This window comes from Hymenobacter profundi, assembly GCF_019334315.1.
Taxonomy (GTDB): domain Bacteria; phylum Bacteroidota; class Bacteroidia; order Cytophagales; family Hymenobacteraceae; genus Hymenobacter; species Hymenobacter profundi.
Genome location: NZ_JAHWGL010000024.1, coordinates 16,349 through 37,538 on the forward strand (window position 1 = coordinate 16,349; position 21,190 = coordinate 37,538).

A 21,190-nucleotide genomic window follows, 5' to 3' on the forward strand; every position below is an offset into this window, starting at 1 on the left:
GTACCCTACCCTATTTATTGTCTTTATGAACCTTACTGATTTCCGCACCTTGGGCCGCTCCGGCCTGCTGGTTAGTCCGCTTACCTTGGGCACCATGACGTTTCGCACGCCGCGCTGGGGCTCCTCTGATGAGGTATCGCGGGCTATTTTTGATGCGTATGTTGATGCCGGCGGCAACTCCATTGACACGGCTAATGTGTACGCCAAAGGCCGCAGCGAGGAGTTGGTAGGCAGCTACATAGCCGAACGCGGCCTGCGCGACCAGCTGGTAGTGGCCACCAAGTTCGCCTTCAACACCGCGCCCGGCAACCCACACGCCGGCGGCAACGGCCGCAAAAACATCTATCAGGCGCTGGAAGCCTCGCTGCGCCGCCTCCAAACCGACTATATTGATCTGTATTGGCTGCACGTATGGGATATGGTGACGCCCGTGGAGGAAGTGTTGCAAACGCTGGGCGACCTAGTGCGCGCCGGTAAAATCCGCTATTTCGGCTTTTCTGATGTTCCGGCGTGGTATGCCGCCAAAGCCGCCACGCTGGCGCAGACGCACGCCGTGCCCAGCCCCATCGCCATGCAACTGGAGTATTCACTCGTGGAGCGGCATATCGAACAGGAGCACATGCCCGCCGCCCACGAGTGTGGCTTGGGCGTTCTACCCTGGAGCCCGCTGGCAGCTGGCTTTCTGGCCGGCAAATACCAGCGCAACGACGCCGGCACGACCGGCGAAGGCCGACTAAGCGGCAGCAATCCGTTCGGCGATTCCAAGTTCACGGACCACAACTGGCGCGTGCTCGACGCTCTGCGGGCAGTGGCGGCGCAAGTTGGCCGGCCGCTGGCCCAGGTAGCGCTGGCTTGGGCCACGGCGCAACCCGGCATTACGTCGCTGATTCTGGGTGCCAGCAGGCAAGAACAGCTACACGACAACCTGGCTTCACTGGACATCATACTCACCCCCGACCAGCTCCGGCAGTTAAACGAAGCCAGCGCCCTACCCCCGGCCTTTCCCTACGGCATCTTCACGCCGACCGTAAACAAGAGCATTTTCGGCGGTAATTCTGTGCAGGGTTGGCAGTAGCTTTACCCTAATGTGTCACTGTTGCCATCATTAAGAAGCACGATGTAGAGACGCATACTTGCGTCTCATTGTTGAACGTCAGCCGCTTGAATCGTTCAATGACGAGACGCAAGTATGCGTCTCGTCATCGTGCAGTAGTTAACTCAAACAGCCTCTTAGCCTCTGCACCACCTGAACTGAATACTATCTACCCTACTGCACTGAAAACCGAAATTCAGCCGGCGTCAGGCCGGTTTTGCTTTTGAATAACCGACTGAAATACTGCGGATATTCGAAGCCCAACTGAAAAGCTGTTTCGTTGATAGTAAGGGAAGTGGATAGCAGCAGGCGCTTGGCTTTTTCGATCAGGGCCTGATGAATGTGCTGTTGGGTGCTCTGCCCCGTGAGGGTACGGAGCATGTCGCTAAGGTAGGCCGGCGACACGTGCAGCGCATCGGCGAAGTACTGCACGGTAGGCAACGGCTGTTCGCCGTCGTCTTGGGCAAAGTAGGCGGTCAGCAACTCCTCGAAGCGGCTGAGCAGGTCGTGCTCGGCGGTGCGGCGGGTAAGGAACTGCCGGTGGTAGAAGCGGTTGGCGTAGCTCAGCAGCACATCAAGCTGCGACACCAGCACATCCTGACTAAAGGCGTCGATGGGCTGTTCGCATTCTCGCCGTATCCCGTCAATCAACCCGGCCAACGCGCTTTCCTCGTGGGCCGCAAGGTGCAGGGCCTCATGCACCTGGTAGGAAAAAAAGCCGTAGCCGGTGATTTTCTTTCCCAATGGATACTTCGCCAACAAATCAGGGTGAAAAACCAGCATCCAGCCGCTCAGCGCCGAAATATCCAAACCGTCGTTGCCTTCGCAGAGCTGGCCGGGCGCATAGAACCCCAGCACCCCGTTGCTGAAATCGTAGCTCTGCCGGCCGTATTGCATCTGACCACGCAGGTCTTTCTTTAGGGCAATGATGTAGAGCTGCCGCAACGCCGGCGTAGTAGGCGGCGTGAGGTGGCGCGTTTTCTCCAAGTCGATTACCGTCAATAACGGGTGCACCGGCTCGGGAAACCCAAAGTGTCGCGTAAAGTCGGATACGGACGCCAGCAACTGAAATTCTCTAGCGGTAGGTTTCATGGGGCAGATAAATGTAGAATCTGTGGACTGAGTTACCCAGCACTGCTCACCGAGAAAGAATGCTGGAGTCAGGCAACGTAGAAAGGCACTCGTTGGCATCTCTACCAAACTGGAAGCTGCGTTGGCACTACTAAAATGCCAACGCAGCTGCAATGTTTTCCAGGCTGGGCGTACTGCCCATTGTTTCACTTATAGCCCTTCGGGGTAGGCCGCGCCGGCTGCACTACCCACCGGCATAATGGCTTCTATCTCGGCTAATTCATGCTGGGTTAGCTCGATGCTGGCGGCGGCCACGTTTTGTTCCAAGTACTTGCGGCGCTTGGTGCCCGGAATCACTACTACATCTTGGGCCAGCACCCAAGCCAAGGCGAGTTGCGCAGCCGTGACGCCTTTTGCCTGAGCCAAAGCTTGCAGCTTCTCTACCAACTCCAGGTTTTTGTAGAAGTTTTCACCCTGATAGCGCGGGAAGAAACGGCGCGAGTCGTTGGGCTCGAAGTCGTCGGGCGTTTTGATATCGCCGGACAAAAAGCCCCTACCCAATGGCGAGTAGGCCACAAAGCCAATGCCCAGTTCGCGCGCCGCCTGCAACGTGCCCTTTTCTTCTACTCCACGGTCGAAGAGCGAATATTCCGTTTCCAGCGCCGAAATAGGGTGCACTTGGTGCGCTCGGCGCAGAATGTCGGCGTCTACCTCGCTTAGCCCCAGGTAGCGCACCTTGCCTTCCTCTACCAGCCGGCTCATAGCGCCTACGGTATCCTCAATGGGCGTATTCGGGTCGAGGCGGTGCAAGTAGTAGAGGTCCACGTAGTCGGTGCCCAAGTTGCGCAAGGAGCGTTCAATGGACTTGCGCACGTATTCGGGGCGGCCGTTATAGCCGCCAGTCCAGTTCTCCTGATCGTCTACCTCGAAACCGAACTTCGTGGCGACGATATACTTATCGCGCTGGCCAGCCAGGACTTTGCTGATCAGCCGTTCGTTGAGCATGGGACCGTATAAGTCGGCGGTGTCTAGCATGTTTACGCCCAGCTCCAGGGCGCGGTGCAGGGTTGCCAGGCTTTCCTGCTCATCGGCTTCGCCGTATACGCTCATGCCGTTGATGCCACCCGTCATGCCCATGCAGCCCAACCCTTCGACGGGCACTTCCAACCCCTGGCTACCCAGGGCTACTCGTTTGATACTGCTCATGATGTTATACCTAAATGTTGAACTATCTTTTTGCTCTACAAAGGTCTGGCATCTACTAAGCGTTGAGTGTATACAAACTGCGGAGAATGCTACACAAAACGCAGCAGCATAGTACAGTTCATAAAAAAAGCACCGGTAGGTACCGGTGCTTCTTAGTTGATTAAGTGGGTAGCAATCCTAGCTGAGCTGCCGCTGCATCAGTTCCATCATTTGTTGCATCATGCGCTGCTGCTCCTGTAAATGCTGATTGCGCATCTCGGCCATAGCCAACTGATGCGCCATTTGCTGCGTGTAAAGGGCCGTTTGCCAGCTTGCATCGGAAGCGGCAGGAGCAGCCGGCATAGCAGCCGGAGCAGCTACAACGGGCGCTGGCGCTGGGGGTAAAGAAGCAATTGGCGGCGTCGGGGCGGGCGCTACTGGCTCAGGCGCTGCTGGTGCTGGAGCAGGCGCTTGCACTATCGGCTCGGGGGCCACTGGGGCAGGCGCCGGTGTTGGTGTGGCCGCTACGGGTGTTGGCGCGGGTAATTCTTCTACGGGTGCCGGTGCGGTAGCAGCTACCGGAGGAGTAGCCACAAGCTGCGCTGCTTCGGCGGGAGCCACAGTGGTGGCAAACATAGTCCCTTCTCCTTGCATCAACCAATCTTTCGATACCGCTGGGTACGTCTCAAATATTTTACACAAAAGGTCAAATCCCGGCTTATTTCGCTCGTCTACAAGGTGTTGAATCACCGTTGCCGTTTTATCCAAAGACATAGCAAAGGCATTTTTGGAAATACCCAATTGTCCTATCAACTGGCTAATTCGTTGTCCTACCGTGCTATTTGTGGCCATATACGCTACATTCTGTGAAAGCACAAATATATACATGTTTTTACATATCCATAATAACAACATTTGTATAATAGTATTTCACACGAAGATAGAGAAGCTGAAAAAGGGAGGTGAAAGAGTATCGCCGAACGATTGAACTCCTTTCACCTCCCTTTTCAGCTCCTCTATCTTCGTGTGAAATCGGAATAGAGTAAGAACCTACTCGTAGCGAAGCGACTCGATGGGGTCGAGCTTGGCGGCTTTGCTGGCGGGATAGTAGCCCGAGGCCAGCCCGACACTCACGCAGATAAGCAGGCCTAGCATAATCCAGACCCAGGGCACCAGGAAACCGCCACCACCCACAAACAGCATTACGCCGTTGCCCATGGCCACGCCCAGCGCTACGCCCAAGGCACCTCCCAGCAGGCAAATCACAATGGCTTCCATTAGAAACTGTTGCCGAATCTGGCGGGAGGTAGCGCCCAAGGCCTTACGGATACCAATTTCACGAGTGCGCTCCGTCACAGATACCATCATGATATTCATGAGGGCAATGCTGGCGCCGAGCAGCGTGATGAATCCTACCAGAAAGCCCCCGATACGGATATTACCCGACAGCTCATCCAGCTTGGCAGCCAGCGAGTCGCTGCGCTCTATCTCAAAGGAATCGGGCTGGCCCAGGGCGTCGTGGCGCACGGCGCGCATGGAGCCGGTAGCCAGGCCGGTGAGGTAGGTGAGGTTATTGGGGTCAGGGGTAGCGGTTTTGATTTCGTAGTTCAGGGCCTGCTGACGGGGCATCTGGTTGCCGGTTTCTAGCGGAATCAGCACGGTGCGGTCGGCGCCACCGCCGCCCATGGTGCTGCCGCTTTTTTCCAGCTGGCCTACCACCAGAAAGCGGCGCCCCATCAGGTACACATACTCCCCTATCGGGCTCTGGCTTGGGAACAGCTTATCCTTGATTTCCTGGCCTACAATGGCCACGTTGGCGCCGCTTTCCAGTTCAGATGCCGAGAAGCTGCGGCCTGCCAGTAGGTTGTAGCTCTGAATCAACAGGTAGTTATCGTCGCCGGCCACTACGCGCATGTTGGGGTTGGTTTTCTCGCTACCCGCCTTCACCTCTACTGCTCCCGAAATAAAGGCCGAGATGCCCACCCGGCCTTCGTCGCCGATCTGCTGCTTGTACTGCCGGGCCTGCAAATAGGTGATAACCGGGTAGACTTTTTCCTGCACACCCCCACGTCGGGAGCGATTATTATATCCTTTAGCACTGATTTCGAATGAGTTGGCTCCCAGACTAGCAAACGTCTGGCTCAGCGAGAACTTCATGGCGTCAATAGCCGTCAGAATACCAACCAGCGCCATAATGCCGATGCTCACGATGAGGGCCGTGAGGATGGTACGCAGCAGATTGCTCCGGATGGAACGGAACGCCTCCTTTATGTTTTCTAAAAAGTCCATGGCAAAACGTGGTGCACCTACCCGGCAACGAGCCGGGTAGTGGGTAGTGCAAGGTAGGCGCTTTCGGCACAACTCCCGCCCCGTTTCGCTACATTTGTTTAGATGCGATATGAGTTGTTGACGAGGCCAATAAGCCGGGCAACCGGCATAGTACACGGGCTTTTATCTCGTTTTCCGGACTGAGCACGTTGTTCTTCTTTCGCGGTTTTTAGTTGCTTATTCTATGTTGTCGAAGCGTTTACTTTCTCTCCTGCTGCTGGCTGTCCTCTGGGTAGGCGCACCCGTTGCGGCTTGGGCCAACCACATTCTCATTCCGATGGATGAGGCGCAGAAAGAGCACCTGAAGGCCTACGGCATTGCCTATTGGCTGCTGGGCAAGCAGGTGGAAGTGGACTGGCTCCTGAACTACCGGGGCGGGGCCTTTGCCTTCGACGCGGTGGCCGGCGCCGAAAACGAGCTGGCCGTGCGGGGCGTCACGTACCAGGTGATTTCGGAGGCGCAGTACACCGGCGTACTCAGCCAGATTGCCGACCCCAACGCCAACATGGACATCATGAAGCTGGAGAAGGTGCCCAAAATTGCGGTGTATACGCCCAAAGGCAAGCAGCCCTGGGACGACGCCGTGACGCTGGTGCTGGCTTACGCCGAGATTCCCTACACCCAGATTTACGACGACGAAGTGCTGCGCGGCGACCTGCCTAAGTACGACTGGCTACACATCCACCACGAAGACTTTACGGGCGAGTACGGCAAATTCTACCGCAACTACCGCTTCCGGCCCTGGTATCAGCAGCAGCAGCGCGACTCCGAAGCCGCGGCCAAGCGCAACGGCTTTGCCAAGGTGAGCGAGATGAAGGGCGCCGTGGTAACCAAAATGCAGGCCTTTATTGCGGGCGGCGGCTTCATGTTTGCCATGTGCGGCGCCACCGACACCTACGATATTGCCCTGGCCGGTCTGGGGGTAGACATGGTAGACGCTATGTACGACGGCGACCCACCCGATCCGCAGGCCCAAAGCAAGCTCAACTTCAACCGCACGCTGGCCTTCCAGAATTTCCAGATTGTGCGCGACCCGTACGAGTACGAATTCTCCACCATCGACATGCAGCCCGCCGAGCGGGGCGTGTACGAGGGCAACGACTACTTCCAGCTGTTCACGTTCTCGGCCAAGTACGACCCCGTGCCCACCATGCTCACCCAGGACCATGAGAAGGTGATAAAAGGCTTTATGGGCCAGACCACGGCTTTCCGCAAGTCGCTCATCAAGCCCGATGTAGTAGTAATGGGCGAAAACAAGGCTTCCGGCGAAGTGCGCTACATGCACGGCACCCTGGGCAAAGGCACCTGGACGTTCTACGGCGGCCACGACCCCGAAGACTACCAGCACATGGTAGAAGAAGAACCCACCGACCTCGCATTACATCCCAATTCCCCCGGCTACCGCCTAATTCTCAACAACGTGCTGTTCCCGGCCGCAAAGAAAAAGAAGCAGAAGACCTAATAACAGTACTGTCATCCTTCGCAAGCTTAGGATGACAGTACTGTTATATTCGCCTTGACTTTCTTTGCCCTACCTCCAAAACCCTTCAACCCTATGACCAGCCGGCGAAATTTCGTTAAAAACAGCGTAGTAGCGGGCCTTTCAGCCACCTTATTGCCCAGCGTGGCCACCGCTGCCGTGCCCGCAGTCGCTCCCAAAACCCGTTGGAAACATTGGGTATGGACCAATCCCGACGCCAAAGACACCGAGCAGCAACTGGCTGAGCGCTACCGCAAGTATTACGAAGCAGGCGTACGCGGCATCTTTTTCGAGGCCGACAGCGAAAAGCACTGCCGCGCCGCTAAAGCCCAGAAGCTGGAGGCCCATCGCTGGATTTGGACCATGAACCGCGGCGAAAAGTCCTTGCTGCAAGCCCACCCCGAGTGGTACGCCGTGAGCCGCACGGGCAAGTCCTGCGCTACCCACCCGCCCTATGTAGACTACTACCGCTGGCTGTGCCCCTCGCGCGAGGAGGTGAAAAAGTACCTCGAAGACGACTACGCTGCCGCTCTCAAAAAGGACTACGTGGACGGCGTGCACCTCGATTACGTACGGTTCTGCGACGTAATCCTCCCCGTGAATCTGTGGGACAAGTACAACATTGTGCAGACCAGCGAGTTGCCGGAGTACGATTTCTGCTACTGCTCGGTCTGCAAAGCCGCCTATAAGGCCGAGCACGGCATTGATATCGACACGGTGCAGTACCCGGAGGCTAGCCCCTCGTGGCGCCTGTTTCGCTACCAGCGTGTGAACCGGGTGGTAGAGCGACTGATGAAGGTGGCCCAGCAATACAAGAAGCCCATGACGGCCGCCGTGTTCCCTACCCCCGATATTGCTCACCGCAACGTGAAGCAGGACTGGGTGAACTGGAACATCAGCGGCGTGTGCCCCATGATCTACCACGGTTTCTACAAGGAAAACGTGGCCTGGATTGGGCAGGCCGTGGCTGAAGGCGTGCAGGCCCTAAACGGAAAATTTCCACTGTACGCCGGCCTATTTCTACCCGATTTCAAAAATAATCAGGAAGTACAGCAAGGCATTACCAACGCGCTTCGCAACGGCGCGGCCGGCGTATCGTTGTTCGGCGACGTGTCGGATGGGGCGTTGCTGGCGCTGAAAACAGCTTCGGCGCAGGTAAACACAGCGCAGTAGCGTTTTCTTTGCTTTATAGACAAGAAAAAGCCGTCATGCTGAGCGGAGTCGAAGCATCTCTACCGTGAGTGATTACTACCAGTAGAGATGCTTCGACTCCGCTCAGCATGACGGCCTTTCAAAGTAGCTTATTTCACCTCCTTGAATAGCGGCGCGTGAATTTTGCGCAGCGTTTTCACCGGAATTTTGATGACCTCCCGGTCATACGTCAGCAGGCCGTTTACCTCGCCTTCTACGTCGGTGGTTTGAGTGTAGACGGCGGCAGAAAGTGCCCGATTTTGATAGTAATCGATGATTTTGGCGTATTTCTTCCGGTAGGCTTCTTCCACGGTTTTAGCGTCGTGGTAGGTCTGGTAGCCCCAGTTGCGCATCTCGGGGTTCCAGAGGTGCCCTTCGATAGGCCAGCCAATGCCCCCAAATTCACCAATCACTATCGCTCGATTCGGCTTGGCTTCGGGCGCGCGGGGCTCCTCCTCGTAGGTGTGAATATCGAAAAAGTCGCCGGCGCCCCGGTCGTTCCAGCCGCTCACGGCATTTACCAGGCGGCTCGGGTCGAGCTTCTGCGTTTGGGCAGCCAGGCGCTGGTTGTCGTACTCGCCCCAGCCCTCGTTGTGCACTACCCACGTCACGATGCTGGGGTGGTTGTAGAGGCGGTCTATCATGCGGTGCAGCTCCAGTTCAAATTGCTCTTTGGCCAGCGAGCGACGCAGCGGTTCCTGCTTCACGCCGTTGTGGTCGTTTTGCGAGGTATGATCCAGGAAGCCGGAGGGCATGTCCTGCCAAATCAAGATTCCCAACCGGTCGGCCTGGTAATAGTAGCGGTCGGGCTCTACTTTGATGTGCTTGCGCAACATGTTGAAGCCGGATTGTTTCAGAAAGTCCAGCTCAAAAATCATGGCCTCATCCGAAGGCGGCGTGAGCAGCCCGGCTGGCCACCAACCCTGGTCGAGCGGACCATTCTGAAACACAAACTTGTCGTTGAGCAGCAATACGGGCTGCCCCTGTACCGGCCCCGGCCCCAGCGAAATCTTGCGCATGGCAAAGTAGCCCGTCACTACATCTGTAGGCGTGCCTACCACAGAGGCCTTGGCGTAGGCGTCGGCTAAGGCCCGGCCGCCGCGGGGGCGCTGGTTGCGGGCCATGTCGCCGAAGGGGTCTTCCACGGTCACTAGCTCCGTCTTCACATCATACAGAAACGGTTTGTCGGGCGACCAGAGCTTGGGTTTGGCGATGGTGAGGTAGGCCACCTGCCCTACCTTAACCACTGTGCTAGCCACCGTTTTCTTCCCATCCATGGCCGTGACGCGGATGGCGCTGGTGTAATTTCTTTCGCTAACCGGGCGGTGCAGGAGCGCCTCCACGCGCAGGCGGCTGGAGTCTACCTCGGGCGTCAGGCGCACCTCTTCGAGGTAGCCGGCGGTGGGCACTGGCTCCATCCACACCGTTTGCCAGATACCCGACACGGGTGTGTACCAAATGCCTTCGGGGTTGGTGACCTGCTTGCCGCGGGGCTGCTCGCCGGTGGAGCTGGGGTCCGTCACGCCCAGCACCAACTCATTGTCGCCTTCAGTCTTTAGAAAATCTGTAATGTCGAAGCTAAATGGGTCAGAACCACCAGTGTGGCTGCCCACCAGTCCACCGTTCAGCCAGAGGCTGCATTCATAGTCTACGGCCCCAAAGTGCAGCAGTATTCGCTGCCCCTGCCACTGCGTGGGCACTTGCAGGAAGCGGCGGTACCAAAGGCGCTGCTCGGGGCGCAGAGGTTTAGTTACGCCCGAAAGGGTTGATTCCACGCAGAAGGGCACCAGAATCTTCCCTTCGAACGAGGTAGGCGCAGGCACCGTTTGGGTGGTAATGGCGTAGTCCCACTGTCCGTTCAGGTTCTGCCACTGCGGGCGCACCAGTTGGGGGCGCGGGTACTCGCGCCAGGCGTTGTCGGGGGTTACTTTCTTCTCCCATCGGCTCATAATGGGCGCCTTGCGCACCTCGGGGGTGGTAGTGGCTGGCGCCTGCGCCCGAGCGTTGGGCGCCGCGCCGAGCAAGGCCGCGCCGAGGCTGGCGAGTAAACTAATGCGTTTTAAGTGCATCATGCAGGTAGGGTTTTGGTGAGTGGAAGCGCGGAATGGCCGGTGAGCCGTAAGCCGTAGTATAGCATATCCGTTTGAAACTACACGATATACCCGGCTTGCCTAAGGACTGCCTTCTACCCTAAAGGCTGCTTACTTCCTCCGTACTGCGTACCTACTCTTTCCCCTACCCTATCTAACTCTACAGTAGCCTGCTACCTACTCTTGCCAGTTAGTGCATTCGGTCGTCGCGCACGGGCAAGTTGGTCACAATATCGCCTTCAATTTTCAGCAGCTCCTGCAAGCGGATGTCTACGTCTTTGGGGTCGCAGTATTCTTTGGCCAAGTCCACGTAGCTCACAAAGTGGCCGGCTTCCGACACCATCAACTCGTAATAGAACTGGCTCAGGTCGGGGTCTGGAATGTGTTTCCAGAGCAGCTTGAACCGCTCGCAGCTGCGGGCTTCAATGAGGGCCGATACCAAGAGCTGGTCCATGAGCTGCCGCTCGCGGGCGCCGCCCTTGCGTACGTGCGTCATCAGCTGCACCACGTACTCGTCGCGGCGGGGGCGGCCCAGTTGGTGGCCACGCTTGCGCAACTCTTCCAGCACCCGCTCGAAGTGGCTCCACTCTTCAGCCACCAGCAGCGTCAGTTCGTCCACCAACCGCGTTTTCTCGGGATACTTCACAATCAGTGAAATGCCGGTGCTGGCCGCCTTCTGCTCGCAATAGGCGTGGTCGACGAGAATATCTTCGATGTTTTTGCTGGCAATATCCACCCACCGCGGGTCGGTATTCAGCTTGAGCTTGAGGATGGTTTTTTCTTTCATGAGGTCTTGGGGTCTTGGATTTTGAAGGGCGTAGTCGATGGTTAACAAGTAAAGAATATCAACTAAGACCCCAAGACCCTAATTAAAGAACTGCCAGCGGATGCCGAACTGGATGCGGCGCTGCTGGGCCGTGTAGTACGGCGTGGTGAAGTAGCCGTTGCCAGCCAGGCCCTGATTGAGGTAGGCCACTTTCACAAACACACCTACCGTTTTCACATCGGCGGCCAGAAACACGTTGATGACCGGGTAGTTGCGAATCTCGAAGCTGTTTTGCAGATAAAACTGCTGGGTGCTGGGGCTGTACTGATACGCCCGGTAGCTCGACTGGTAGTACATCTCGGCCCCAATCTGCCCAAACAGCGCCTTACGGAAAATCTCGTTCTGATAATACACCCGCGACAGCGACACCAGCTCCGGGATACGAATCGGGTCGTCGTCACTAGTTCCCTGGCCACTATACGTGAAGGTTCCCTGGTTATCGAAATAGAACTTGCCGTAGTTGAAGCGGTGCCGGGCCGTGAGGATGTAAAGCTGTTGAGCACTGGCGTTACGTGGCTTCCCATCGGTACCATAATATACTAAATCAAGGATACTTATAAATGAGCCAGAGGCATTGAATTGATGACGGCCAAGTTTCTGCGAAATATGGGCTGAGAACTGCTGAACATTTGTATTATCTAAAGTACTATCACTCTTGTTAGGCCGGTACTCCCATTGAAAGTGATTACCGCTAAATAACTGCTGAGTAAGGGTAGGCGAATAGCCAACAAGGAGTATCTCGCCCGTCAGAGGACCTAATCTGGCTTGACCACGCACCTTATATTCACCTCTTGGCAGCAAATATTCTCCTTCTGTTTGAATGGCAAATTGCTTGTAGTTGAATGCTGCATTGCCACCCAAGAATATTTGCCCAACAAAAGCATTACCTGCTCCTCGGTAGGTATCTATTGACTGAAGTCTATTAGTAGCTGGAATAGCAGGTCCTATCAATTTCGGCGCGCGGCCCGCTGAGTCGGTGCCGGTGATGGTAGAAAACAAGCTCTCCATGCGAAGGCTAATGTCGCGGCGACGGGCGTACACGCGATACTCCACTAATGACTCCTTCCAGACCGTAGTCCCCAGAAAGCCCAGCGTATTTTCCACCTGATGATAGGTAGCAATGTCGTTGGTTTTGGTGAGATTGAGGAAGGTATTGGGGTAGCCTGGATATTCCGGCCGGCCGCCTACGCGTACAATACCATTGTCGTAGAAGCGGTTGCGCTGGGAACTGTAATCCAGCACATGAAAGGCCGTGAGGCCCTGCCCCAGCAGCCGGTAGGTGTGCGCTAGGTGCACGTTGTTACGCTCCTCCTCGTTGGCGGCGGTGGCACCACCAGCAGCTGTCTGCAACCATACTGTTTGCGTACTGGGTTGTAGGAACAATAACCCATTTCTAACCAAGGAATCGGCTGCTGCCGAATCACTATTACGCCGGATGCCGCCCTGCTCAATGGCGCGGTGCCGGGCCGTTGTCACGTTGAACAGGCCGTGGTACCTGTCGTTGGGCGACTGATAGCGCATAAATACCAGCACGTTGGTGTGGCGCACCAAGTCGTTGCGGCCCGTTACGTCGGCCAGGGTTTTGGTCGACGTAAATCGTTCGTATACCGCGCCTACGTTGAAGTACTTCTTCACGCTGCGTGCGTACGAAAGCCGGAACGTCGACTCGCCGGTACTACCCAGATTGAACTGAAAATACGAGTAGGGCGAGCGGGTATCGTAGTAGGGAATGGTAGCCGGATTGATGGCGTACTTATCGAATACGTTGCGCCCCAGGCGGTTGCCCAGCTGCGTATTGGTCTGCCACAACAGCGGCCGGGTAGCAGTGCCCAGGTTGCCCAGATCCTGCTGAAACGTGCTGTCGTGCAGCCAGTAGCGCTGCTGGGGTAGGCGTGTGAGAGTGGTATCCACCATCACTGGCGTGATGGTATCGCGCAGCACATCGGCCTCCCGGATGATGAACGTGGTTTTAGGCCCGTAGAGCACCTTGGTAGAGTCGTCTACAATCTGGGCGCTGGCGGCCAAGGGTAACAGCAATACCAGCGTAGTCAGTAGGCCCAACCAGCTCCCCCGATTCGGCGGCAACGATAACCACCGGCGCAGCAGCCGGCTCACAAGCAGGAAACGAAACAAATCAGACAACAGCGTGGGGCTGAAAAATAGGTGTCAGCAGCGCCAGCAAACGGTTTTCGCCATCAGCCAAGAACTGCACGTCAATCGGAATATAAAATAAAGGCCAGCTGGCTACTACCGCCCGCAACGCGGGCACTTGTAGACGGGCTGCATCTTTCTGCGTGGTGAAAACGCTAACACCCGGCCGTAATTGCGCAGCTACCTGCCGAAGCTCCGTTTCGCTGAACAAATGGTGGTCGGCAAAAGCCGCATGGCTTACAATCTGGTACCCTGCCGTCTCCAAATACGCACGTAACGGCACAGGATTGGCAATGCCCGTCAGCAGCACTATATACTGGCTTTCAATTTCTTGCGGTTGATTTACAGCCACCGGAGCGCCGTATTGATACGCTGAGAACAAGACCGGTACCTGGGGCCGGGCATAGCGTCGCACGCGCCGCGCAATATCCTGCTGCTGGTCGGCGCTGAGGTGAGGGTCGCACTTCGTTACAATCACGGCGTCAGCCCGTTGGGCACCAGCGCGGCTTTCGCGCAAGCGCCCGGCAGGCAGCACGTAGTCCTCGTAAAACGGGCGCTGCTGCTCGGTGAGCAACAGGTTGAGGGTAGGACGTACGCGGCGGTGCTGGTAGGCATCATCGAGGACCACGGCGGTAGGTGGCTGGGGTAGCCCCAGTAGTTGCCGAATGCCGGCGCATCGGTCTTCACTCACGGCCACGGGTACTTGTCCCGCGAAATCTTGCTCATACTGCCGGGGCTCATCGCCAATGGTTTGGGCGGTGTCGGAGGGGGTTGCGAGGCGGTAGCCGCGGGTCTGGCGGCCATAGCCCCGGCTCAGAATAGCGGGGTGCTGACCGTGCCGAAGCAGCTGGCGCGTCAGCCAGACCACGTGGGGCGTTTTGCCGGTGCCGCCTACCCGCAGGTTGCCGACGTTTAACACAGATATCGGAAACTGCTCGCTTTTCTTGATTCCTTTGGTGTACAACCAGTTGCGCACGTGCATTACCCCGGCGTAGAGCCAGGCAACAGGCAGCAGCAAGAGGATCAGCAGCGTGGGCATCAACAACGGGGGATGAACGGGCCAGCAAAAGTAGCGGGAAAAGCGCAGCAAACCCGACCATCGGCGGTGAATAGGTCGTAGGAAAGCGTAACCCCTACCCTGCCCATGTCTAGTTTCGCCGACCGCCTGCTATCGTTTCTTACCACGTTTCCGCTACCCGCCGCACCATTACCCGACAATGTGGTAGCGGTGAGCCCCTACCAGCAGCCCGAGCCGCTGCGGCTGCTTACGCAGTTTGCCCAGCGCTATTACGCTAGCAACCGCCCGCGCGTAGCGCTGCTGGGCATCAACCCCGGCCGGCTGGGCAATGGCCGCACTGGCGTGGCTTTCACCGACCCTACTGCCCTCTCGGCCTGGGGCATAGCTAACGATCTGCCGCGCCGCCGCGAACCGAGTAGCGAGTTTGTGCAGGCTGTGATTGTAGCAATGGGCGGGCCGCAGGTGTTCTACGAACATTTTTTTCTTGGCTCACTCTACCCTTTAGTACTATTGAAAAACGACTTAAACTATAATTTCTACGACTCGCCGGCCGTGACGCAGGCTTTGTGGCCCAACATCCAGCACTCCCTGCAACAAATGACTACGGAAGTAGGGCTGGCCCGCCACGCCGCCGTGTGCCTGGGCCGCCGCAACGGGCAGTACTTTCAGCGACTCAATGATGAATTGCAGTTGTTCGACACCCTGCACATCCTCGACCACCCGCGCTACCTCATGCAGTATAAGCGCCGGGCACTGGCCGACAACGTAGCGCGGTACGTAGATGTATTAGGCCACCTCTTACTCTAATATACTAACCACAAAAAAGGCGGTCGTTGGACCGCCTTTTTTGTGGTTAGTATAGCTAACGTCTCACTCAAGCTTTTGAACTGGTGTGAAAATAAATTCTCCTGTTCCAGCAGCTCGCACCCCAATACGGGCGTATACGATTCCTTTATTCGAGGCTGGTACGGAAACCGAGAAGCTTAAATCTTGATTTAAATTAGCCAGAGCAGCACCACTCTTCGCGTTCTGCGCTGTATTGTTAACGTTATCTACAAACTGAGTCCGACTTATAAATAGCGTAACCTGGTCGATATTTCTCGTGGAAACCTCTTGTTTTACCCGGCATGTAGCCGTTACAGTGGATCCGCTTCTTTGAATAGATGGATTTTGAATAGTGAAGTATGGTTGTACAGGTACATCTAGTACTGTATTACCACGCACCTGCACCTCAATGGTATCCGTATTATCCACCCAAGGACCATTGCCGCGGGTACGTACCATCTGGTAGTCGCCATCAAAGAGCGTGGCAGTGAAAGTACCATCCTGATCGACGAAGATTGGGAACTTTTCGAAGAACTGATATCCTGGCTGCCACAACTCCAGCATAGTTGATCTGTTGCCTAAATCCTGCGAGGAATTGGATCTAACCCCTACAACTTGATCCTGATATACAATCCGACCACTTAGTATAGAACTTGGTGGGTCAACGTTGTCTTTGGCGCAGCTTGCCAGCAAAACAGCGCCAGCTAGTAGGCTATACAATAGTGCTTTCATGAGTAGGCCTTATTGGAAGGGGTTACGAACAAGTTTAGGATTATTATTGAGTACGCCCTGGTCAATAGCTGAATAATAATTGCCCAAGCGGAAGTTGCGCGGCGCACGGAAACGTGGTGCTTGCAACTTCAAAAACACATACTTACCATCACGGGAATCGCCAGGCCGCACAATGCGATAAGGGTACAACGCATACAGTACCGCATTGGGGTTGGCGCTGTTACCATTCCACAAAACGTGAGCCCGACGCCAACGTCTTAAATCCCACACCCGATGATCTTCGAACGCCAGTTCCACCCGACGCTCGTTTTCCAATCGTAGACGAGTAAGCGAGGTTAGGCTATTGGCAGGAAAGCCAGCTCGTTGTCGTACGCGGTTTACGTACGTTAGTGCCTCGGCCTCATTTCCCAATTCCAAAGCCGCTTCCGAAGCATTAAGTAATACTTCGCCCAAACGGAAACGCACCCACCATGTGTCACTCAGTACGCCGCGTGTACTGGCCTTTGGTGTTGCGTCAATATATTTACGCAGATAAAATCCTGTGTTCGTGACCTCTACCTCTGAGCGCTGCGGCCCCGAGCTACCCGTTAGCAATTTATTGTCGCCATTGGGATAGGTAGGCGGACCGTATGTACTTGCTAGACCACCTTCTAAGGTGTTATAGGAACTACCGTTCCAGGCCATTACCCCCGCCTGAATCTGCACTTCACGCCCGGCAAACGTAGTACCGGGATAAATAACCGTGCCGTAGAGCCGTGCGTCTTTATTGGCAAAGGGTGCGCTCAGATTATCGTAGTAAATGAAATCGGAATTATCCGCCGTACGAGTTTTTATTTCGCCGGATGTTCCATCCAGATATTCATATGCCTCTACCAGATTCAGTGCAGGAGTTATAATGGAAGAGGATAAGTTGTCTTCCCGAATACCGCGAGGAATGTTATCATAGGTAAACCCGTGCCGCCGGTCTCTGGCCACTAGAAAGTCTTTCGCCAGAATTACTTCCGGATTAGATGTTTTTCGGGTGATGGCATCGTAAAAGTTCTCGCCCAGATTCGGGTTCGTGGTATACAACTGGTAGGGACCGGCTAGTACTTCTTTGGATGCATCTAGCGATTTTTGATAATATTCTCTTGCCCGACTAGCAGGAATACCTACTTCTCCACCAGGTGTTTGAATATTCAGCCCCGACTCTGCATTGTATTTGGCAATAGAAGCGGCATACAGCATCGCACGGCTCTTGAGCGCCATAGCCGCGTACCGGTTAGCCCGTGTGTTACTACCGTCGTTGCCAATATCGTTTTTGATAGCATCCAGCTCACTGGCCACGAAATCGTATACAGCAGCCTCTGTATCGCGAGGTTTTTGCAGCGGTGAGGGGTCGCCACTGAAGTCGTAAATCAATTGCTGCGTAACCAGTGGAACACCGCCTTCGCGTTTCACCATCTCAAAGTACATGTAGGCTCGCAAAAAGCGAAACTCTGCTTTGAATTGGTTTTTCTGCGCCTCAGGTAGCGTCGTGCTATACTTATCAATGTTCTCTAGCGCTAAGTTGATATCGCGAATCAGGCCATAATCCCAGTTGAACCACCGGCCGTAGCCATAATCAACTAGGTTATTAGACCCATCGCCACCGCCCGACCACGTAGCTTCGTCGTACGCCGCAAATTGCTCCCAGCCAGCATCTATCTGGGAGTGAGCCGGTAGGCGGTCGTAGTTGTTAGCGAGCAGACTAGTAATCAGCGTAGCATCATTCCAGATCTGCTCATCCAGCACAATGTTAGGTGGGTCTCGCTCCAGAAAGTCCTTTTCACAGGCAGAAAGGCTTAGGAGTAGTCCGGCACTAAGTGCAAGTGTTTTATAGGTAAGTTGCATGATGAAATAGGAAGGTTAGAAGCCGATAGAGAAACCCGCGTTGTAGAGGCGCTGGGGCGGATATACCAAGCCACCGTTATTCGAAATTTCTGGGTCTAGATCAAACTCCTTTAGGTTGTCAAATGAGTAGAGATTGGTACCGTTGATGTACACGCGCAACGATCCTACCCCAAATCGCTCTAGGAAAGGTTTGCCAACTGTATAGGCCAGTTCTAGATTGCGCACGCGCAGATACCGCACGTTGGTGAGCCAGTAGTCGCTGCGGCGGTTGTAGTTCGGGTGGCCGCCATCATCGCGCCGGATAGCCGGAAACTTACCTGGAATCCAGGGGCTGTCGTTATTAAAGGGGTCTTCGCGGTGCCACCGATCCTCGAAGAGGTAGTTGGGCGACGTGCCGTTGTTCTGAAAAGGAATGCGCTGCTCTACCTCGCGGCGGTAGGTTTGCATGCCAGCTCCTACCAAATCGAAGTTGAGCGAGAAGCCTTTGTATCCTAGACTGGTGTTGAGCGCGTAAGTGAAATAGGGTGTTGCTCCTTCCGTATAGCCGATAGGCCGTTCGTCGAGATAATTAATGACCCCATCATTATTTACGTCCTTGTAAATCAGATCACCTGGCAACTGGTTGCGGTTGCCTTGCCCATCATTGTTGACTGCGTATTCAGCAATTTGCTGCTCCGATTGGAATTGACCAATTACCTGGTAGCCCCAGTTAAGATATGCCCACCGGTCGTTAATCGAGCTACGATATTCCTCCCAGGAATTACCAAAACGAGGTTTATACTGCTTCAAATCCCGGTTGCGGGCCATAGTAGCGTGCGCACTCACTGTATACGTAAAGTCATTTACAGCGCTGGAATACGTTATAATACCTTCCATTCCGCGCACGGCATCGGAATTAAGGTTCTCTGGGGGCAACGGATAGCCTACCTCGTTGGGCAGCAGTACGTCGTAGCGGCCAGCAAGCAACCCTTTACGACGACGCTCGAAGATATCGAACTGTCCTGTTAGCTTACCTTCCAGAAAACCAGCATCTATACCAATATTTGCCGTTTGGTTTGTCACCCACGACAGCGTAGTAATGGGAGGATTACGCGGGTCGATACCAATTACGTAGCTACCATTGAAGATGGAGCTACGATCAGGAAATTGATAGCCACCAACGTAGCTGAAGCGGTCTACAATAAAGTTGTTGTTGATAACATCGCTACCCGTACGGCCATAGCTACCGCGCAGCTTCAGTTCACTCAGCACATTTCCAACCCGTTCTTTGATGAAAGGCTCTTCGGTGATGCGCCAACCCAGCGAAGCGCCAGGGAAGAAACCATAGCGGCTACCTTCCCGAAACAGAAAGGAACCATCATAGCGACCTAATACTTCGACCAGATACTTCTGTTTGTAATTGTAGTTGACGCGACCAATATAACCTGCACGTGCCTGCTCCCGGATAGCATCATCCAGGTTGCGGGCGTTGGCGAATAATAGCAGCGGAATGGTGTTATTGGGAGGGACTGTGTTAAGACCAAACTCTCGGTCATCCGTGTCATAACGCTCATACGCCGCTACGGCCGCTACTCCATGGTCGCCAAACGTTTTATTATAATTTAATTGAAACTGCCCATATCGGTCAATAACGTTTCGGGTCCGTCTTTCACGATATGGGTTTTGGTTACCGAACGAAGGATTAGTTTCGTAGGTATCCGTGGCTGCATTGTACCGATAGGCATTGTAAGTGTATTCAAAACCGTTTGCAATGCGGTTGGCCAAGCTGTAAGACCCAATTACCTTCGCAGTTAAGCCAAAATCAAAGTCATACTGGGCTGTTACGTTAACCTTGCCAGCCCGCCAGTAGTCCTGAAAATACCCCGTAACGTCTTCCGTATACGTGGCTGGATTCACGTTAACGTTGTGCGTTTGATTGATGTAATTGGGGTTATCGTTGGCATAAGGCCGCTCGGTAGGCCACATACTGAACACGCTCAGCAACGGATTAAAATAGTCATCTCCCCCAGGTACTCCTAGTGTATAGCGGTCTTCAATACGCCCGGAAATCTGCGTACCAATGGTTAGCCGCTTCGTGATGTTTGCGTCTATATTGGCTTGTAGGTTGGTCCGCTTGAAGTGGAAATCTCGAATAAGAGCATCTTGACTTAAATGGGAGCCCGACACATAGAACCGAATATTGTCTGAGCCGCCTGATATACTACCATTGATATAAGTCTGCGGTACATTCGGTCGAAATATCATTTTATAGTAGTCGAAGCTTTCATAGCCAGGAGCACCCGTACGCCATTTCTCCAACACTTCCGGGGTAATATTTTCGCCTTTTACCGGCTCGTTAATTGCACCCCTATTTTGGTTCTGGCCTGCTTCGGCCAATGCCCGTACGTGCTGGTAAGCAGTGGCCGGATGCGGAAAGCGGGTAAAGTTTTGTAAACCGTAGTAGCCAGATATATTGACGGTTGGTTTACCTTTTGTACCCCGCTTCGTCGTCACCAACACGACACCATTAGCAGCACGAAGCCCATAAATAGCAGCCGAAGCATCTTTCAAAATTGAGATGTTCTCAATATCATTCTGCCCTAAGTTGTTGAATTGACCTTCGTCAGCTACTACGCCGTCAATAACAAACAACGGACTACCCATATTACGGATCTGAATATTGGTGCCTCCGCCAGGGCGCGCGTCGGGCTGGCGGGCCGAAATACCGGGCACCCTACCTACGAGGGCACTAGAGGTGGTGGTAGCTGGCGTGCGAGTTAGCTGAGTAGAGTTAGTAGTACTAATGGCCCCCGTTACCGTAGCCCTGGACTGCGTACCATACCCTACTACCACTACTTCGCCCAGTGACTTCTGGTCATTTCCCAGTTGAATGGTGAGTCGTGCGCCGCCAGTCGCAGACACTTCCTGTGTCTGATAACCAATAAAGGATACTACTAAGGTAGAGCCCTCGGGTACCACCAAGCTAAAATTTCCGTCTGCATCTGTTTGAGCACCATTACTGGTTCCTTTTTGCACGACGTTGACACCTGGGATGGCATCCCCCTTCGCATCTACTACCCGACCTTGCACTGTGATATCAGCCAGCGTAAGGGCGAAGGGAGCAGTGTTTGTGGCTGCTGTAGGCGAAGCATGAACGGGTGAGCCGGCTGATAACCCAAGTGCCGTACATAGCACAATTGGAACAACAACTCGCCTATGTTGCCTGACGCTACATTGCCGCTTATTGCGTATTCGATTATTCATACTGTATAAAGCGTTTTAGTGAAGGTGTATTTGTAAAAGAACTGTTGGAAAGAATGTGTAAGGCAAAGAATAATGTATAGCAGCT

General features: G+C 54.7%; 15 protein-coding genes. 4 read left to right on the top strand and 11 right to left on the bottom strand.

Translation table 11 applies throughout. From position 1 onward, the window contains the following. Window positions 1-25 precede the first annotated feature (25 nt). Window positions 26-1,075: an aldo/keto reductase gene (locus KYK14_RS08320; protein WP_219158404.1), complete on the top strand. Its 1,050-nt coding sequence runs from the start codon at window positions 26-28 to the stop codon at window positions 1,073-1,075. A gap of 192 nt (window positions 1,076-1,267) precedes the next feature. Here KYK14_RS08320 and KYK14_RS08325 read toward each other — a convergent pair whose 3' ends face one another. The 4 genes from KYK14_RS08325 to KYK14_RS08340 all read right to left on the bottom strand — a co-directional run bounded on the left by KYK14_RS08325 (window position 1,268) and on the right by KYK14_RS08340 (window position 5,638). After that, window positions 1,268-2,185 carry a helix-turn-helix domain-containing protein gene (locus KYK14_RS08325; RefSeq protein WP_219158406.1) on the bottom strand — a complete coding sequence of 306 codons (918 nt, stop codon included), beginning with the start codon at window positions 2,183-2,185 and terminating at the stop codon, window positions 1,268-1,270. 189 nt (window positions 2,186-2,374) lie between these two features. Next, entirely contained in the window at window positions 2,375-3,370 is a 996-nt protein-coding gene (locus KYK14_RS08330) for an aldo/keto reductase (RefSeq protein WP_208307311.1), read from the bottom strand. A 177-nt stretch (window positions 3,371-3,547) separates the two neighbouring features. Next, window positions 3,548-3,985: a hypothetical protein gene (locus tag KYK14_RS08335; protein ID WP_208307312.1), complete on the bottom strand. Its 438-nt coding sequence runs from the start codon at window positions 3,983-3,985 to the stop codon at window positions 3,548-3,550. A gap of 414 nt (window positions 3,986-4,399) precedes the next feature. Then, window positions 4,400-5,638, bottom strand: a complete 1,239-nt coding sequence (locus tag KYK14_RS08340; protein WP_219158408.1) for an ABC transporter permease — start codon at window positions 5,636-5,638, stop codon at window positions 4,400-4,402. Window positions 5,639-5,861: 223 nt separating this feature from the next. Here KYK14_RS08340 and KYK14_RS08345 point away from each other — a divergent pair, with 223 nt between their 5' ends. Together KYK14_RS08345 and KYK14_RS08350 are read left to right on the top strand one after the other, a co-directional pair. Then, entirely contained in the window at window positions 5,862-7,139 is a 1,278-nt protein-coding gene (locus KYK14_RS08345) for an asparagine synthetase B (RefSeq protein ID WP_219158410.1), read from the top strand. 93 nt (window positions 7,140-7,232) lie between these two features. Next, entirely contained in the window at window positions 7,233-8,330 is a 1,098-nt protein-coding gene (locus tag KYK14_RS08350) for a glycoside hydrolase family protein (protein WP_219158412.1), read from the top strand. Between the two features lie 128 nt (window positions 8,331-8,458). On the opposite strand, the gene KYK14_RS08355 is transcribed toward KYK14_RS08350, so the two are convergent. From KYK14_RS08355 to lpxK, 4 genes are all read right to left on the bottom strand, one after another. Further along, window positions 8,459-10,420 (bottom strand): glycoside hydrolase family 2 protein, encoded by a 1,962-nt coding sequence (locus KYK14_RS08355; protein ID WP_246601743.1) that lies wholly within the window; start codon window positions 10,418-10,420, stop codon window positions 8,459-8,461. Window positions 10,421-10,628: 208 nt separating this feature from the next. Next, window positions 10,629-11,225 carry a MiaE family protein gene (locus tag KYK14_RS08360; protein ID WP_208307314.1) on the bottom strand — a complete coding sequence of 199 codons (597 nt, stop codon included), beginning with the start codon at window positions 11,223-11,225 and terminating at the stop codon, window positions 10,629-10,631. Window positions 11,226-11,303: 78 nt separating this feature from the next. Next, window positions 11,304-13,406: a putative porin gene (locus KYK14_RS08365; protein ID WP_219158414.1), complete on the bottom strand. Its 2,103-nt coding sequence runs from the start codon at window positions 13,404-13,406 to the stop codon at window positions 11,304-11,306. Then, window positions 13,399-14,454: a tetraacyldisaccharide 4'-kinase gene (gene lpxK / locus KYK14_RS08370; RefSeq protein WP_219158416.1), complete on the bottom strand. Its 1,056-nt coding sequence runs from the start codon at window positions 14,452-14,454 to the stop codon at window positions 13,399-13,401. The genes KYK14_RS08365 and lpxK overlap by 8 nt, the downstream gene beginning before the upstream one ends. Before the next feature lie 105 nt (window positions 14,455-14,559). On the opposite strand from lpxK, the gene KYK14_RS08375 reads away from it, so the two are divergent. Continuing rightward, the gene (locus KYK14_RS08375) at window positions 14,560-15,240 is read left to right on the top strand and encodes a uracil-DNA glycosylase family protein (RefSeq protein ID WP_219158418.1); all 681 of its coding nucleotides are present in this window, start codon (window positions 14,560-14,562) and stop codon (window positions 15,238-15,240) included. Between the two features lie 63 nt (window positions 15,241-15,303). On the opposite strand, the gene KYK14_RS08380 is transcribed toward KYK14_RS08375, so the two are convergent. The 3 genes from KYK14_RS08380 to KYK14_RS08390 are packed head-to-tail and all read right to left on the bottom strand — an operon-like array spanning window position 15,304 to window position 21,105. After that, on the bottom strand, window positions 15,304-15,990 hold the full coding sequence (locus tag KYK14_RS08380; protein WP_219158420.1) for a DUF3823 domain-containing protein: 687 nt from the start codon (window positions 15,988-15,990) through the stop codon (window positions 15,304-15,306). Window positions 15,991-15,999: 9 nt separating this feature from the next. Then, a complete protein-coding gene (locus KYK14_RS08385) occupies window positions 16,000-17,862 on the bottom strand; it encodes a RagB/SusD family nutrient uptake outer membrane protein (protein ID WP_219158422.1) in 1,863 nt (620 codons plus the stop codon). A 15-nt stretch (window positions 17,863-17,877) separates the two neighbouring features. Beyond that, window positions 17,878-21,105: a SusC/RagA family TonB-linked outer membrane protein gene (locus KYK14_RS08390; RefSeq protein WP_219158424.1), complete on the bottom strand. Its 3,228-nt coding sequence runs from the start codon at window positions 21,103-21,105 to the stop codon at window positions 17,878-17,880. Between the last annotated feature and the right edge of the window lie 85 nt (window positions 21,106-21,190).

Bases quoted from the DNA above. Each gene is read 5' to 3' on its own strand.
- KYK14_RS08320 (WP_219158404.1), top strand. From the start codon at position 26: ATGAACCTTACTGATTTCCGCACCTTGGGCCGCTCCGGCCTGCTGGTT.
- KYK14_RS08325 (WP_219158406.1), bottom strand. From the start codon at position 2,185: ATGAAACCTACCGCTAGAGAATTTCAGTTGCTGGCGTCCGTATCCGAC.
- KYK14_RS08330 (WP_208307311.1), bottom strand. From the start codon at position 3,370: ATGAGCAGTATCAAACGAGTAGCCCTGGGTAGCCAGGGGTTGGAAGTG.
- KYK14_RS08335 (WP_208307312.1), bottom strand. From the start codon at position 3,985: ATGTTTGCCACCACTGTGGCTCCCGCCGAAGCAGCGCAGCTTGTGGCT.
- KYK14_RS08340 (WP_219158408.1), bottom strand. From the start codon at position 5,638: ATGGACTTTTTAGAAAACATAAAGGAGGCGTTCCGTTCCATCCGGAGC.
- KYK14_RS08345 (WP_219158410.1), top strand. From the start codon at position 5,862: ATGTTGTCGAAGCGTTTACTTTCTCTCCTGCTGCTGGCTGTCCTCTGG.
- KYK14_RS08350 (WP_219158412.1), top strand. From the start codon at position 7,233: ATGACCAGCCGGCGAAATTTCGTTAAAAACAGCGTAGTAGCGGGCCTT.
- KYK14_RS08355 (WP_246601743.1), bottom strand. From the start codon at position 10,420: ATGATGCACTTAAAACGCATTAGTTTACTCGCCAGCCTCGGCGCGGCC.
- KYK14_RS08360 (WP_208307314.1), bottom strand. From the start codon at position 11,225: ATGAAAGAAAAAACCATCCTCAAGCTCAAGCTGAATACCGACCCGCGG.
- lpxK (WP_219158416.1), bottom strand. From the start codon at position 14,454: ATGCCCACGCTGCTGATCCTCTTGCTGCTGCCTGTTGCCTGGCTCTAC.
- KYK14_RS08375 (WP_219158418.1), top strand. From the start codon at position 14,560: ATGTCTAGTTTCGCCGACCGCCTGCTATCGTTTCTTACCACGTTTCCG.
- KYK14_RS08380 (WP_219158420.1), bottom strand. From the start codon at position 15,990: ATGAAAGCACTATTGTATAGCCTACTAGCTGGCGCTGTTTTGCTGGCA.
- KYK14_RS08385 (WP_219158422.1), bottom strand. From the start codon at position 17,862: ATGCAACTTACCTATAAAACACTTGCACTTAGTGCCGGACTACTCCTA.
- KYK14_RS08390 (WP_219158424.1), bottom strand. From the start codon at position 21,105: ATGAATAATCGAATACGCAATAAGCGGCAATGTAGCGTCAGGCAACAT.